Source organism: Histidinibacterium aquaticum, assembly GCF_008710275.1.
Lineage (GTDB): Bacteria > Pseudomonadota > Alphaproteobacteria > Rhodobacterales > Rhodobacteraceae > Oceanicola > Oceanicola aquaticus.
Genome location: NZ_VYQE01000004.1, coordinates 369,267 through 382,525, shown reverse-complemented (window position 1 = coordinate 382,525; position 13,259 = coordinate 369,267). Strand labels below are relative to the sequence as shown.

Annotated in this window: 15 protein-coding genes; 6 read left to right on the top strand and 9 right to left on the bottom strand. The window is 69.8% G+C overall.

Features of this window, described 5'->3' with window-relative positions; all coding sequences use genetic code 11:
- From F3S47_RS14515 to F3S47_RS14500, 4 genes are all read left to right on the top strand, one after another.
- Positions 1-819, top strand: a complete 819-nt coding sequence (locus F3S47_RS14515; RefSeq protein ID WP_150445994.1) for an esterase-like activity of phytase family protein — start codon at positions 1-3, stop codon at positions 817-819.
- Positions 820-912: 93 nt separating this feature from the next.
- Entirely contained in the window at positions 913-1,539 is a 627-nt protein-coding gene (locus F3S47_RS14510) for a queuosine precursor transporter (protein ID WP_150445993.1), read from the top strand.
- 396 nt (positions 1,540-1,935) lie between these two features.
- A complete protein-coding gene (arfB, locus tag F3S47_RS14505; protein WP_150445992.1) occupies positions 1,936-2,355 on the top strand; it encodes an alternative ribosome rescue aminoacyl-tRNA hydrolase ArfB in 420 nt (139 codons plus the stop codon).
- Between the two features lie 40 nt (positions 2,356-2,395).
- A complete protein-coding gene (locus F3S47_RS14500; protein ID WP_150445991.1) occupies positions 2,396-3,325 on the top strand; it encodes an L-lactate dehydrogenase in 930 nt (309 codons plus the stop codon).
- Here F3S47_RS14500 and F3S47_RS14495 read toward each other — a convergent pair.
- Together F3S47_RS14495 and F3S47_RS14490 are read right to left on the bottom strand one after the other, a co-directional pair.
- A complete protein-coding gene (locus tag F3S47_RS14495; protein ID WP_150445990.1) occupies positions 3,322-4,317 on the bottom strand; it encodes a serine hydrolase domain-containing protein in 996 nt (331 codons plus the stop codon). The genes F3S47_RS14500 and F3S47_RS14495 overlap by 4 nt on opposite strands.
- 149 nt (positions 4,318-4,466) lie before the next feature.
- Entirely contained in the window at positions 4,467-4,901 is a 435-nt protein-coding gene (locus tag F3S47_RS14490) for a phosphate-starvation-inducible PsiE family protein (RefSeq protein WP_150445989.1), read from the bottom strand.
- A 98-nt stretch (positions 4,902-4,999) separates the two neighbouring features.
- Between F3S47_RS14490 and F3S47_RS14485 the strand changes: the two genes are divergently transcribed.
- On the top strand, positions 5,000-5,161 hold the full coding sequence (locus F3S47_RS14485; protein ID WP_150445988.1) for a nicotinate phosphoribosyltransferase: 162 nt from the start codon (positions 5,000-5,002) through the stop codon (positions 5,159-5,161).
- A 144-nt stretch (positions 5,162-5,305) separates the two neighbouring features.
- Here the strand turns inward: F3S47_RS14485 and pncB are convergent, their stop codons facing one another.
- From pncB to F3S47_RS14450, 7 genes are all read right to left on the bottom strand, one after another.
- Positions 5,306-6,598: a nicotinate phosphoribosyltransferase gene (gene pncB, locus F3S47_RS14480; protein WP_150445987.1), complete on the bottom strand. Its 1,293-nt coding sequence runs from the start codon at positions 6,596-6,598 to the stop codon at positions 5,306-5,308.
- 97 nt (positions 6,599-6,695) lie between these two features.
- Positions 6,696-8,609 carry a 1-deoxy-D-xylulose-5-phosphate synthase gene (gene dxs / locus F3S47_RS14475; protein WP_150445986.1) on the bottom strand — a complete coding sequence of 638 codons (1,914 nt, stop codon included), beginning with the start codon at positions 8,607-8,609 and terminating at the stop codon, positions 6,696-6,698.
- Between the two features lie 38 nt (positions 8,610-8,647).
- A complete protein-coding gene (locus F3S47_RS14470; protein ID WP_150445985.1) occupies positions 8,648-9,541 on the bottom strand; it encodes a polyprenyl synthetase family protein in 894 nt (297 codons plus the stop codon).
- On the bottom strand, positions 9,534-9,773 hold the full coding sequence (locus tag F3S47_RS14465; protein ID WP_150445984.1) for an exodeoxyribonuclease VII small subunit: 240 nt from the start codon (positions 9,771-9,773) through the stop codon (positions 9,534-9,536). Before F3S47_RS14465 ends, F3S47_RS14470 begins: the two co-directional genes overlap by 8 nt.
- The gene (locus F3S47_RS14460; protein ID WP_150445983.1) at positions 9,770-10,696 is read right to left on the bottom strand and encodes a histone deacetylase family protein; all 927 of its coding nucleotides are present in this window, start codon (positions 10,694-10,696) and stop codon (positions 9,770-9,772) included. Before F3S47_RS14460 ends, F3S47_RS14465 begins: the two co-directional genes overlap by 4 nt.
- A 279-nt stretch (positions 10,697-10,975) precedes the next feature.
- Complete coding sequence (locus F3S47_RS14455; protein ID WP_150446178.1) at positions 10,976-11,671, bottom strand: response regulator; 696 nt, start codon at positions 11,669-11,671, stop codon at positions 10,976-10,978.
- Between the two features lie 2 nt (positions 11,672-11,673).
- Positions 11,674-12,186, bottom strand: coding sequence for a MarR family winged helix-turn-helix transcriptional regulator (locus F3S47_RS14450; RefSeq protein ID WP_150445982.1), 513 nt, complete (start codon positions 12,184-12,186; stop codon positions 11,674-11,676).
- 199 nt (positions 12,187-12,385) lie between these two features.
- On the opposite strand from F3S47_RS14450, the gene F3S47_RS14445 reads away from it, so the two are divergent.
- Entirely contained in the window at positions 12,386-13,255 is an 870-nt protein-coding gene (locus F3S47_RS14445; protein WP_150445981.1) for a branched-chain amino acid aminotransferase, read from the top strand.
- Positions 13,256-13,259: the final 4 nt, after the last annotated feature.

The following is a 13,259-nucleotide window of genomic DNA, read 5'->3' as shown; positions in this document are numbered from 1 at the left end:
GTGATCCGCGGACTGCTCTGCGCGCTGGCGCTCTGGCCCGCCGTGGCCTGCGCCGAGGCCACTCTCGTGGCCCGGGGCATCTGGCCCGAAACCGGCGGCGTCTCGGCGCTGGAGCTGACGGAAGATGGCACCTCCGCCATCGCGCTCTCCGACCGGGGCACCCTCCTGCGGGGACGCTTTCGCCGCGAGGGCGGCATCCTCACGGTCGTCACCACCGAACGCCGCGAGCTGGAGGGACCGCCGCCGCTGGCTCCGGCGGGGGATACCGAGGGGCTGGCCCTCGCCCCCGACGGGAGGCTCTTCCTCTCTGTCGAGGGCGCGAACCGGGTCAGGCTCCAGCCAAGGGCCGGACGGCCCCGCGACCTTCCCGCGCCCCGGGAGTTCTCGCGGTTCCGCTCCAACGCCGGGCTCGAGGCGCTGGCGGTCGACGCGGCCGGTGCGCTCTGGACCCTGCCGGAGGAGCCGCGGGACGGGTACTTCCCGCTCTACCGGTTCGACAGGAATGGCTGGCGGCTCCGGATGCGGCTCGGCGCGACCGAGGCGTTCCGCATGGTCGGCGCCGACTTCGGGCCCGACGGAAAGCTCTACCTGCTGCAGCGCGACTTCGACGGGATCGCGGTCCGCAGCCTCGTCACGAGAATCGACGTCCGGACAGGAGAGGCCGAGGAGGTGCTGCGCACGCAGCGCGGGCGGCACGGAAACCTCGAGGGGCTCGCCGTCTGGCGCGACAGCGCGGGCTCGATCCGGCTGACCATGGTGGCCGACGACAACTTCCGCCGGATCCTGCCCACGGAGATCGCCGAATACAGGCTTGACTGAACGGGACCCGGGCCGTACGCCGCGCCCGTTCCCCGCTCCGGACGCACCGGGAGGGGAGCCAAGTGCCGCACCCTTGCCAAAACGGACTCCTCAATGACCCGCATCCTTCCCGGCATTCTTGCCATGGCCGCCGTCGTGGTGGCCTCGAACATCCTCGTGCAGTTCCTGATCCTCGACGGACTGCTGACATGGGGCGCCTTCACCTACCCGGTGGCCTTCCTCGTCACGGACGTGATGAACCGGGTCTACGGTGCCGGTCCCGCGCGGCGGGTCGTGCTCGCGGGCTTCGCCGTGGGCGTCGTCTGCTCGCTCATCGGCTCGCAGATCATGCTGGAGTTCGGGCCCGCCGTTCCGCTTCGGGTCGCCGTCGCCTCGGGCTCGGCCTTCCTCTTGGCGCAGCTGCTCGACGTCGCGATCTTCTCGCGGTTCCGCGAAGGCGCCTGGTGGCGCGCGCCGCTGGTCTCCACCCTCGTTGGCTCCACGGTCGACACGGCGATCTTCTTCACGGTCGCCTTCGCCGGCGTGCTGAGCTTCGGCGCCGCGGCGGACGCCCAAATCGCCTGGGCGCAGGAGGCCGTGCCCTTCCTCTTGACCGGCCCGTTTGCGCCCCTCTGGGTCAGCCTCGCGGTGGCGGATTGGGCGGTCAAACTCGCCGTCGCCTTGATCGCCCTGGTGCCGTTCCGCCTCATCACCGAGCAACTCCGTGCGCGGCCCGCCTAAGGCTTGCGTAAATTCATTTGACATACACCAGATCTGTGCAACGCTCCCGGTCAGGCGAAACCAAATGAAAGGAGGTGATCCAGTGTCTAGAAAGAGATTGGAGAGAGGTGTCGGAACAGCGTGGGAGGCGATTTCCTGAGGCAGCCCTCGGGATTTCAAACCCCGTGTTGGGGATCCTAACCGACCCCACCTCCGAAACTTTCGAAGGGTCGCCCCATCGCCGGGGCGGCCCTTTTGCTTTGGTCCGCCTGGTGCGCCCGGCCCTGTTGCGCCGCGCTTCGCGCGTCGCGGTGGCGCGGGAGGGCCGGCGGCGCGCGCCCTTCCCGACGCCGGAGCTGCGCTGCGCGGGCAACAAGGTATTTGGGGCTAGATGAAGACTGGGGTATCCCCGGGCCCATGAGCATCGCCATCACCGACACCCTGAGCATCGAAGACTGGGAGATCACCGAGCAGTTCACCCGCGCGGGCGGCCCCGGCGGGCAGAACGTGAACAAGGTTTCCTCGGCGGTCGAGCTGCGCTTCGAGGCAGAGCGGTCGCCCTCCCTCCCCGGCCCCGTGAAGAACCGCCTCCGCAGGCTGGCCGGCCGCCGCTGGACGAAGGAGGGGGCGGTGGTGATCAGGGCGTCCGAAGAACGCTCGCAGGCCCGTAACCGCGAAATCGCTCGGGAGCGTCTCGTGGCGCTCATCCGCAAGGCCTGCGAGAAGCCGAAGCGCCGGATCCCCACGCGCGTCACCCAGAACCAGAAGCGCAAGCGGCTGGACGCCAAGAAGAAGCGCGGCGAGGTAAAGTCCATGCGGGGTCGCGTGGATCCCTGAGGGACGCTAGGCTGAGGGCTGTCTGCTAGGAGGTGTCAGGATGAAGGTCGGGATCGTGGGCGCCGGCATGGTCGGTTCGGCGGCAGGCTTCGCGCTGGTCCTGCGGGGCGCGGCCTCGCGCGTGGTCCTGGTCGATATCGACCCGGCCCGGGCGCGGGCGGAGGCCGAGGACATCGCCCATGCCGTGCCCTTCGGCGGCGCCGTTTCGGTCATGGCGGGCGGCTACGACGACCTCGCGGGGTGCCGTGTCGTGATCCTCTCCTGCGGCGTCGGCCAGAAGCCGGGCGAGACCCGGCTGGAACTTCTGGGTCGTAACGCCGAGGTCTTCCGGTCGGTCGTGGGCGAGGTCATGCGGGTCTGTCCCGACGCCATCCTGCTGGTGGCCTCGAACCCCGTCGACATCATGGGCCAGATCACCGCCCGCCTGTCGGGCCTGCCGGCGGCGCGGGTGATCGGCTCCGGGACGATCCTGGATACCGCGCGGTTCCGCTGGTTGCTGGGGCGTCAGCTCGGCATCGCGCCGCGCTCGGTTCATGCCTACGTGCTGGGCGAGCACGGGGATTCCGAAGTGCTCGCCTGGTCGGCCGCGCGGGCGGGGTCGGTCTCGGTCGAGAGCTTCGCCGAGCAGATGGGCGCGCCGCTGACCTCCGAGGTTCGCGAGCGGATCGACACGGGCGTCCGGCGGGCGGCCTACACGATCATCGAGGGCAAGGGCGCCACCTGGTACGGGATCGGCGCGGGCCTCGCCCGGATCGTCTCGGCCATCGGCGCTGACGAGCAGGCGGTGCTCACGGTTTCCACCGTCTCGGACGTCGAGGGGGTCCGGGATGTCGCCTGCTCGGTGCCGCGCGTCGTGGGGGCGGAGGGCGTCACGGCGGCGCTGGTCCCGGACCTTTCCAGCGAGGAGCGCGACGGCCTGCGCGCCTCGGCCGAGCTGCTCAAGGAAACCGTGGAGAGCGTGCCGCTCTAGGTGGCCAGCGGCACGACCTGTTCGGTCACGAAGTCCATCAGCTCGCCGAAGTAGCCCTCGCTGCGGGCCGGGCGGTTCGGGTCCGAGGTGATGGCGATGGTGAGCGCCGCCTCCGGCATCACGAAGACGATCTGCCCGCCGTAACCCCGGGCGAGCCCGAAGCGGCGGCCTCCCGTCAGCCCGGTGAACCAGCCGTAGCCGTAGCCGAGACCGGACCAGGGCGAGGTCGCCACCGGCTCGAAGGTGGCGTCGACGTAGGGCGCGGGAAGGACGCGCGCGCCCTCCCAGGCGCCGCCGAGGCGGTAGAGCTCGCCGAAGCGGATCATCCCGGCGGGCGTCAGGGCCATCTGGTTGCCGCCCATGTAGTAGCCCTGCGGATCGCGGGTCCAGGGCGGGATCTCGATGCCGAGGGGATCGCCCAGCTGGCGGCGCGCGAGGGCGAGCAGGCTTTCGCCCGTCGCCTCGGTCAGGGCGGCGCCGAGGACGTGGAAGGAGCCGGTGGAATAGAGCATCCGGCCGCCGGGTTCCGCGACGAAGGGGCGGGTGAGGGCGTCGGCGACCCAGTTTCCGCTCGCCACCCAGCCGCCGTAATTCGGGCCGGAGGTGCGTTCGAGACCGGCGCGGAGGGTGACGAGATCCTCCATCGTGAGATCGGAGACGCGGGGGTCGGCTCCGGAGGGGATGAGCGCGGGCGCGACCTCTCCGAGCGTGGCCTCCACCGAGGGCACCGCGCCGTCCTCGATCGCGGCGCCGAGGAGGGCCGCGACGACGCTCTTGGAGACCGACTTGATGTTGGCGGGCGTGGAGAGGGAGGGGCCGCGGACGGCCTCCTCCAGCACGATCTCGCCGCGGTGGGAGACGGCGATGGCGTGGAACTGGTCCATCTCGGCGGCGCGGCCGGGGAGATCGGACCAGTCGGAGGGCGCGTCCTGGGCCCGGGCGGCCAGCGGCGCGGCGGCGAGCAGGGCGAGGGTCGTGCGGCGGGTCGGCATGGGCGGGCTCCGGCAGGGTCCAGTCGAAGGTATCGGGCCGGCGGGGAGAGGCAAATCACGGGGCGGTGTGGGGGCGTCCAAATTTGGACAGGACCTCAAGCCTTTGGAATTGCTTGAAAATCCGTCCGGAGCCCCGGCCCGTTAACCTTTCAGTCCTCCGGCCCCCGCGCCGGTTCGAGCCAGTTTAGCAGCGCGAAGACGACGCCCAGGGCGATGACCGCGGCAGCGAGGCCGAAGAGGATGGGCGCCTCGGCGGTCTCCAGCTCGATCAGGATCAGCTTCCGCACGACGGCGAGGATGCCGATGACGAGGATGATCCTCACCTGCACGAGCCCCCTGTGCCCCTCGACCAGCAGCAGCACCGACCGCGCGAGCTCCAGTGCGATGACGGCGGCGAGCAGCCGGTCGAACATGCGCTGGAAGGTGGAATAGGCGAGGTCGGCCTGCGGGTTCATCGCGGTCTCTCCGGCGGTGCGCAGGAAGGCCCAGGCAGCGAGCCCGATCACCACGACCATCCCGAGCAGGAGCAGCGCGGCCACCAGCTTCTCGAAGAGGTTGAAGAAGGTCCTCAGCGTGTCCGACATGGGCGGTCACCTAGGGCGGCCGGGTCCGCCGTGTAGGGCCGGGGGTGAACCCTGCGGCAGTGCGGGTGTTGTGCCGGAAAGGCAGGAAAGGACACGACATGGCGAAACGCACCAAGACCGAGGCCCGTCACCCGAAGATCTTCGTCCTCATCCCCGTGGGGTTCGTCCTCATCATCGGGGGGCTGCTGCTCTTCGGCGAATGGCGGCAGGAGACCACCGACGCCGGGATGAACGACACGGTGGAGGAAGCGATCGAGTGAGGGGGTGCCGGGCTGAAGCCCGGCCTACGCGGTCGATGGACGAGTGCGGGGATACCTTCGCTGAACGGCGCGCGGCGGTCTGAGCATACGAAGTAACGAATCCTACGCCGGCGGTGGGGTCGAACCCCACCCTACGGCACGGTCCTAAACCACAACCTCCCGCTCCACCTGCTCCCCCACCCCGAACACCCGCTTGTACCGTTCGATCTCGGAGGCCGGGCCCATGGCCTTGCGGGGGTTGTCGGAGAGCTTGACGGTGGGGCGGCCCTCGGCGGCGACGGCCTTGCAGACGAGGCTGAAGGGCGCCAGGGCGTCGTTCTCGGCCAACCCGCGGAAGTCGTTGGTCAGTAGCGTTCCCCAGCCGAAGCTCACCTTCACCCGGCCCGAGAAGCGGGCGTGGAGCTCCTCGATCTTCTCCACGTCCAGCCCGTCCGAGAAGATCACCAGCTTCTCGCGGGGGTCCTCCCCCCGGTCGGTCCACCAGCGGATGGCGGTCTCCGCCCCCTCCGCCGGGTCGCCGGAATCGATGCGGATGCCGGTCCATTTCGTCAGCCAGTCCGGGGCGTTGGCGAGGAAGGGACCGGTGCCGAAGGTGTCGGGCAGGATGATGCGCAGGTTGCCCTCGTGCTCCTCGTGCCAGTCGGAGAGCACGTCGTAGGGGGCGGCGGCGAGCTCGGCGTCGTCCCGGGCGAGCGCGGCGTAGACCATGGGCAGCTCGTGGGCGTTGGTACCGATGGCCTCGAGGTCGCGGTTCTTGGCGATCAGGCAGTTGGAGGTGCCGGTGAAGGCCTCGCCCAGCCCCTCGAGCATGGCCTGCACCGCCCAGTCCTGCCAGAGGAAGCTGTGCCGCCGGCGGGTGCCGAAGTCGGCGATCTTCAGGCCCGGCAGGGTGCGGAGCCGCTCGACCTTCTCCCAGAGCTTGGTCATGGCGCGGGCGTAGAGGACCTGCAGCTCGAACCGTCCCATGTCACGGAGGACGGCCCGGCCGCGCAGTTCCATCAGGACGGCGAGGGCTGGGATCTCCCAGAGCATGACCTCGGGCCACTTGCCCTCGAAGGTGAGCTCGTACTGCCCGTCGCGCTTGTCGAGCTGGTAGGGCGGCAGGCGCAGGTTCTCGAACCAGTCCATGAACTCAGGCGTGAACATCTGCCGCTTGCCGTAGAAGGTGTTGCCCCGCATCCAGGTGCTCTCGCCCCGGGTGAGGGAGAGCGAGCGGATGTGGTCGAGCTGTTCGCGGAGCTCGCCCTCGTCGATCAGGTTGGCGAGACGGATGTCCGTCGTGCGGTTGATCAGGCTGAAGGTGACGGTGGTGTCCGGGTGGTTGCGGAACACCGACTGGCACATCAGCAGCTTGTAGAAATCGGTATCGATGAGGGAGCGGACGATCGGATCGATCTTCCACTTGTGGTTCCAGACTCGTGTGGCGATGTCGACCATCGGCGCCTCCCTGACCGCGGCGGACTAGACCATCCGCCCGGGGGCGGCGCAAGACGCGGGGCGCCGCGGCGGCCGCCCCGCCGGATCGCGTCCCGCCTCAGGCCCGCTTGGACATCACGCCGACGCCGAGGGTCTCCAGCACCTTGGCCTCGATGTGCTCGGCGTTGAGCCCCGCCACTTCGTACATGTCCCGCGGGCTGGCCTGGTCGATGAAGACGTCCGGCAGCACCATCGAGCGGTAGGCGAGACCCCGGTCGAAGACGCCCTCCTCGGCCAGGAGCTGCGCGACATGGCTGCCGAAGCCGCCGACCGCGCCCTCTTCCAGCGTGATCAGCGCCTCGTGGTTGCGGGCAAGGTTGAGGATCAACTCGCGGTCCAGCGGCTTGACGAAACGCGCGTCGGCCAGCGTCGGCTCGATTCTCCGCTCGGCCAGCCGCTCGCAGGCGACCTCCGCCTCCGCCAGCCGCGTCCCGTAGGAGAGCAGCGCCACCCGCCGGCCCTCCCGCACGATCCGGCCCTTGCCGATCTCGAGCGGCTCCGGAACCTTCGGCATCTCGAGCCCCACGCCCTCGCCGCGCGGAAAGCGGAAGGCGATGGGCCCCTCGTCGTGGACGGCCGCCGTCGCCACCATCCGCGCGAGCTCCGCCTCGTCGGCGGCCGCCATGACCACGAAGCCCGGCAGGTTCGCGAGATAGGCGATGTCGTAGCTGCCGGCATGGGTCGCCCCGTCCGCCCCCACGAGCCCCGCCCGGTCGATGGCGAAGCGCACCGGCAGCCGCTGGATCGCCACGTCGTGCACGATCTGGTCGTAGCCCCGCTGCAGGAAGGTCGAGTAGATCGCCGCGAAGGGCCGCATCCCCCCGGCCGCGAGCCCCGCCGCGAAGGTCACCGCGTGCTGCTCGGCGATCCCGACGTCGAAGCACCGAGACGAGAAACGCTCCATGAAGCTCTTGAGCCCGGTCCCGTCCGGCATCGCGGCGGTCACCGCGACGATCTTGTCGTCCCGCTCCGCGATATCGGAGAGCGTCTGCGCGAAGACCTTGGTGTAGGAGGGCGCGTTCGACGGCGCCTTGCTCTGCTCCCCGGTGACCATGTCGAACTTCGACACCCCGTGGCCGCGGTCGGCGGCCTCTTCGGCGGGGGCGTATCCCTTGCCCTTGCGCGTGATGGCGTGGATCAGGATCGGCCCGTCCGCCCGCGACCGCACCGTGCGCAGGATCGCAAGCAGCTGGTCGAGGTCATGCCCGTCGATCGGCCCCAAGTAGGAGATCCCCAGTTCCTCGAAGAGCGTGCCGCCCACCGCGAGATGCTTCAGCATGTCCTTCGCCCGGCGCGCGCCTTCCTGCAGCGGCGGCGGCAGGAAGCTCACCGCCCCCTTGGCCACGGCCTTCAGCTCCTGGAAAGGCGCCCCGGCATAGAGCCGGGAGAGGTAGGAGGACATCGCCCCCACCGGCGGCGCGATCGACATCTCGTTGTCGTTGAGAATGATGATCAGCCGCTTGCCCAGCGCCCCGGCGTTGTTCATCGCCTCGTAGGCCATGCCAGCCGACATCGCCCCGTCGCCGATCACGCAGACCACGTCGCCCGGATCGCCGCCCAGGTCCCGCGCCACGGCGAACCCCAGCCCCGCCGACATCGAGGTCGAGGAATGCGCCGCGCCGAAGGGGTCGTAGGGGCTCTCGCTCCGCTTGGTGAAGCCCGAAAGCCCGTCTTTCTGGCGCAGGGTCCGGATGCGCTCGCGCCGGCCGGTGAGGATCTTGTGCGGGTAGCACTGGTGGCTCACGTCCCAGATCAGCTTGTCCCGCGGCGTCTCGAAGACCGAGTGGATCGCCACCGTCAGCTCGACGACGCCGAGGCCTGCGCCGAGGTGCCCGCCGGTCTGGCTCACGGCGCTGATGGTCTCCTGCCGCAGCTCCTGCGCCACGCGGTGCAGATCCTCGTCGGACAGCCGCCGCAGGTCGGACGGCAGGTGCACCTTGTCGAGGGTCGGGGTCTTCGGTCTGTCGGTCATCGGTTCGTCACCTGGGGCATCCGCGCGCCTCTACCAGCCTATCGGTCCCGCGTCACGATGAAGCGCGCGAGCTCACGGAGGAAATCCGCCGAGGGGCCGAACGGGTCCAACGCGGCGAGAGCCTCGTCCAGCAGCGCCCCGGCCTTGGCCCGCGCGCCATCGACGCCGAGCAGACCGACGAAGGTCGCCTTCCCGGCAGCTGCGTCCTTGCCCACGGCCTTGCCGGTCTCCTCGGCGCTGCCCTCCACGTCGAGGAGGTCGTCGCGGACCTGGAAGGCGAGCCCCACGGCATCGGCATAGGCCCGGAAGGGGGCCGGGTCCTGCCCGCCGAGGATCGGCCCCGCCTCGCAGGACCAGCGCAGCAGCGCGCCGGTCTTGCGGCTCTGGATGTCCTCGATCCGCCGGAGCCGGTCCTCCATTGGGGCGCTCTCCGGCAGGGGATGGCTCTCGGCCCGCATGTCGAGCCACTGGCCCTCCACCATGCCGCGCGGCCCCGCGTCCCGCGCGAGCGCGCCCACCAGCGCCAGCACCCGCTCCGGCGGGGCCTCCGTGATCGCGGCGAGCCGGTCGAAGGCGAGGCTCTGCAGGGCGTCGCCCGCCAGGATCGCGAGCGCCTCGCCGTAGGCGCGGTGCAGCGTGGGCCGTCCCCGGCGCATGTCGTCATCGTCCATCGCGGGCAGGTCGTCGTGAACGAGCGAATAGGCGTGGATCGCCTCGATGGCCGAGGCGGCCTTCAGCGCCGCGCCCGCGTCGACGCCGCAGATCGCACAGCTTTCCAGGACAAGCGCCCCGCGCACCGCCTTGCCGCCCTCGGAAGCATAGGCGACGGCCTCGCCCAGCAGGTCGGCCTCCGCCACGCCGCTCGGCGGCACGCTCTCCCGCAGATGGTCCCGGATCCGCGCGCCCGCCTCCGCGAGCCTTCCGTCAACCATCGAGCGGCGCGGTGCCCGTCGGGTTGCCCTCGGCGTCGAGGGTGAGCTTGGCGACCTTCTCCTCGGCCTCCGAGAGCTTCTGCTCGCAGCGCGCCTTCAGCGCCGCGCCCCGCTCGTAGAGCCGGATCGACTCGTCCAGCGGCACGTCCCCGCGCTCGAGCTGGCCGACGAGGGTTTCGAGCTCCCCCATCGCCTCTTCGAAGCTCATTTCCGCCACGGGTTTCTCGGTCATGCGCCGCGCTCCATCAGGACTTCCACATGCGCCCGGGCCGAATGCCCCAGCGCGTCGAGATCGTAACCGCCCTCGAGCGAAGAGACCAGTTTGCCGCCGCAGTGGCGGTCCGCGAGATCGCAGAGACGATGCGTCACCCAGGTGAAATCGTTCTCGGTCAGCAGCAGCCCGGCCAGCGGGTCGGCGGCATGGGCGTCGAAGCCCGCCGAGACCAGGATCAGCTCGGGCGCGAAGGCCTCGATGCGCGGCAGCACCTGCGTCTCCATGGCATCCTGGAACTGCCCGCCGCCCGCGCCGCTAGGCAGCGGCACGTTCAGCACCGTGTCGTGCGGACCTGTCTCGTCCGGTGCGCCCGTGCCGGGATAGAGCGGCATCTGGTGGGTCGAGCAGAAGAGGATCCGCGGGTCGTCCTCGACGAGGTCCTGGGTGCCGTTGCCGTGGTGAACGTCGAAGTCGACGATCGCGACGCGCCCCAGCCCGTGGTGGTCGAGCGCGTGCTTGGCCCCGATGGCCACCGTCCCGAAGAGACAGAACCCCATGGCCGTCTCGCGCTCGGCATGGTGCCCCGGGGGCCGTACCGCGCAGAAGGCATTGGGCGCCTCGCCCCCCAGCACCATGTCGACGGCCCGCACCACGGCCCCCGCCGCGCGGAAGGCCGCGGCGAGCGAACCCGGCGACATGTGGGTGTCGGCGTCGAGCGACCGCAGCCCGCGTTCCGGCGCGAAGCGGCGCAGGCCTTCCAGGTAGCTCCGCGGATGCACCCGCAGGATGTCGTCCTCCGCCGCCATGGGCGCGGAGACCCGCGTCAGGTCGAGCCCTTCGAGTCCCGTTAGGACGGCGTCGAGCCGCGCCACCTGCTCCGGGTGCCCCGAAGGCGTGATATGGCCCGCGCAATCGCGGTGGGTGAGAAGGGCGGTGGGCATGGCCGGCAGGGAAACGCGAAAGCCGCGCCGGGTGCAAGTCGCCGCGCCACGCCCCGCCCCCCTTCTGGGCCGAAATATCCCGGGGAGTCCGCGCGCGCCCCGCGCGCGGACGGGGCAGAGCCCCGCCCCCGCCCGGTCTTCGCCGCAGGCGAAACCGGGCTTATCATGGGTGCGCCCGCAGGGCGCACGCCGCCGGATCGCAAAGGTTAACAGCGCGGCCCTTAACCTTGATTATCCATCAGTTTCAAAACGTTATCATCCTGACCAACCTTGGACAGCTCAGTCCGGCGCCAGCATGTAGCCCGCGCCCCGCACCGTCTGAAGGTAGCGCGGCTGCTTCGGGTCGGCCTCCAGCTTGCGCCTGAGCCGCGTGATCTGGACGTCCACCGCCCGCTCCTGCGCCTGACCGCCCGCCCGGCCAAGCTCCTCCACCAGCGTCATCCGCGACAGAGGCTCGCCGGGCCTGCCGGAAAAGATCCGCATCAGGTGGCTTTCGGTCGCGGTCAGCCGGACGAGATCATCGCCGTTCCACATCTCGCCGCGCTCGATATCGTAGCGGAACGCACCCAGGTGCAGCACCTTCGGCAGCACCGGCGCAGGCTCCGCCGCGGGCACGCGCCGCAGGATCGCGTTGATCCGCAGAAGCAGCTCCTTGGGCTCGAAGGGCTTCGGCAGGTAGTCGTCGGCCCCGGCCTCCAGCCCCGAGATCCGGTCGCCCGTCTCGCCCTTCGCGGTCAGCAGCAGGATCGGCGTCGCCAGCACCCTCCTCAGGTCGGCGCACAGGCTGATCCCGTCCTCGCCCGGCATCATGACGTCGAGCACGATCAGGTCGAACTCGAGCCCGGCCAGCACCCGCCGCGCCTGCGCGGCATCGCGCGCGGCGCTCACCAGGAAACCGTGCCGCTGCAGGAACTTCCGCAGGAGCCCGCGGATCCGTTCGTCGTCGTCGACGATCAGGACATGGGCATCGTCCATCGTCACTGGCCTCCCCTGTCCCCCTTGTCCCGCAGCGCCTCGTAATGCGGCCGCGTCTCCTCGTCCATCATCGCTTCCAGCACCTGCCGGAATCCCGCGACTGCCCCCGGCCCCGCGGCCCGGTAGGCCGCGCGCATCCGCGCCCGCTGGACCCGGCTGAGCCGCGCCTCGAGCCGCGCGCCCTCCTCGGTCAGGCGGAGATGCCGCTCGCGCCGGTCGCGGTCGCCGACCCTGCTTTCGACGAGACCCACCTCGATCAGCGTCCGCAACACACGATTGAGCGACTGTTTCGTAACGCCAAGGATCGAGAGGAGATTGTTCACCGTCGTGCCGGGGCTGCGATGGATGAAGTGCAGGGCCCGGTGATGGGCGCGCCCAAGCCCTTGCTCGGCAAGGATGCGATCGGGGTCCGAGGTGAAACCGCGATAGGCGAAAAACATCGCCTCGATCCCCTTGCGCAGCTGCTCATCCGTCAGAAACAGCAGGCTTTCGCCCTCGCGTGCGGAGTCGGACATCTTTTCACCATACCGGACCGGATCGCCCGGACACTATGTCAGGGCGGCTGACAGGCCAAGAGCGCGCCCTTGGTCCGCCGAAAATAAGGTCAGCTTTATTGACATTATGTCGCGCCGTCGATAGCAACGAGTCGAATATCGCAACTTCCTGTCTTCAGGAGTCGTGATTGAGAAACATTCGTAAACCCGGGAGGCCAAGATGGCGGGTGGCTACGACGATCGAGACGGCAAGATCTGGATGGACGGCGAGCTGGTGGACTGGCGCAACGCGCAGGTGCACATCCTGACCCACGCCATGCATTACGCCAGTTCCGTCTTCGAGGGCGAGCGGGCCTACGGTGGCTCGATCTTCCGCAGCCGACAGCACTCGGAGCGGCTCGTGGCATCCGGCGCGGCGATCGACATGCCCCTGCCCTGGACCGTCGACGAGATCGAGGCCGCGAAGCAGCAGGTCCTTTCGGTCAACGGGCTGTCCGACGCCTACGTTCGTGCCGTCGCCTGGCGCGGCGCGGGCGAGGACATGGGCGTGAGCTCCATGCGCAACCCCGTCCGGCTTGCTGTCGCGGCCTGGGAATGGGGCGCCTACTATGGCGACGCCAAGACCCGGGGCGCGCGTCTCGATATCGCCAAGTGGAAGCGTCCGTCGCCGGAGACCATTCCGAGCCATGCCAAGGCGGCCGGTCTCTACATGATCTGCACCATGTCGAAGCACGCGGCGGAGGCGAAAGGGTTCTCCGACGCCATGATGTTCGACTATCGGGGCTACGTGGCAGAGGCGACCGGGGCGAACATCTTCTTCGTCAAAGACGGTGAAGTGCACACGCCCCTGCCGGACTGCTTCCTGAACGGGATCACGCGGCAGACCGTGATCGGCATGCTGCACGAGCGCCAGATCAAGGTGCACGAGCGCCACATCGAGCCAAGCGAGCTGGAGAGCTTCGAGCAGTGCTGGCTGACCGGCACCGCCGCAGAAGTGACACCGGTCGGCGAGATCGGGCCCTACGGCTTCGAGGTCGGCGCGCTCGCCCGGGAAATGGTCGAGAGCTACGAGAGCCTCGTTCGCAGCTGAGGGT

Bases quoted from the DNA above. Each gene is read 5' to 3' on its own strand.
- dxs (WP_150445986.1), bottom strand. From the start codon at position 8,609: ATGACCGACAGACCGAAGACCCCGACCCTCGACAAGGTGCACCTGCCG.
- F3S47_RS14445 (WP_150445981.1), top strand. From the start codon at position 12,386: ATGGCGGGTGGCTACGACGATCGAGACGGCAAGATCTGGATGGACGGC.
- F3S47_RS14495 (WP_150445990.1), bottom strand. From the start codon at position 4,317: ATGCCGACCCGCCGCACGACCCTCGCCCTGCTCGCCGCCGCGCCGCTG.
- pncB (WP_150445987.1), bottom strand. From the start codon at position 6,598: ATGGTCGACATCGCCACACGAGTCTGGAACCACAAGTGGAAGATCGAT.
- F3S47_RS14510 (WP_150445993.1), top strand. From the start codon at position 913: ATGACCCGCATCCTTCCCGGCATTCTTGCCATGGCCGCCGTCGTGGTG.
- F3S47_RS14485 (WP_150445988.1), top strand. From the start codon at position 5,000: ATGGCGAAACGCACCAAGACCGAGGCCCGTCACCCGAAGATCTTCGTC.
- arfB (WP_150445992.1), top strand. From the start codon at position 1,936: ATGAGCATCGCCATCACCGACACCCTGAGCATCGAAGACTGGGAGATC.
- F3S47_RS14500 (WP_150445991.1), top strand. From the start codon at position 2,396: ATGAAGGTCGGGATCGTGGGCGCCGGCATGGTCGGTTCGGCGGCAGGC.
- F3S47_RS14460 (WP_150445983.1), bottom strand. From the start codon at position 10,696: ATGCCCACCGCCCTTCTCACCCACCGCGATTGCGCGGGCCATATCACG.
- F3S47_RS14490 (WP_150445989.1), bottom strand. From the start codon at position 4,901: ATGTCGGACACGCTGAGGACCTTCTTCAACCTCTTCGAGAAGCTGGTG.
- F3S47_RS14450 (WP_150445982.1), bottom strand. From the start codon at position 12,186: ATGTCCGACTCCGCACGCGAGGGCGAAAGCCTGCTGTTTCTGACGGAT.
- F3S47_RS14465 (WP_150445984.1), bottom strand. From the start codon at position 9,773: ATGACCGAGAAACCCGTGGCGGAAATGAGCTTCGAAGAGGCGATGGGG.
- F3S47_RS14455 (WP_150446178.1), bottom strand. From the start codon at position 11,671: ATGGACGATGCCCATGTCCTGATCGTCGACGACGACGAACGGATCCGC.
- F3S47_RS14470 (WP_150445985.1), bottom strand. From the start codon at position 9,541: ATGGTTGACGGAAGGCTCGCGGAGGCGGGCGCGCGGATCCGGGACCAT.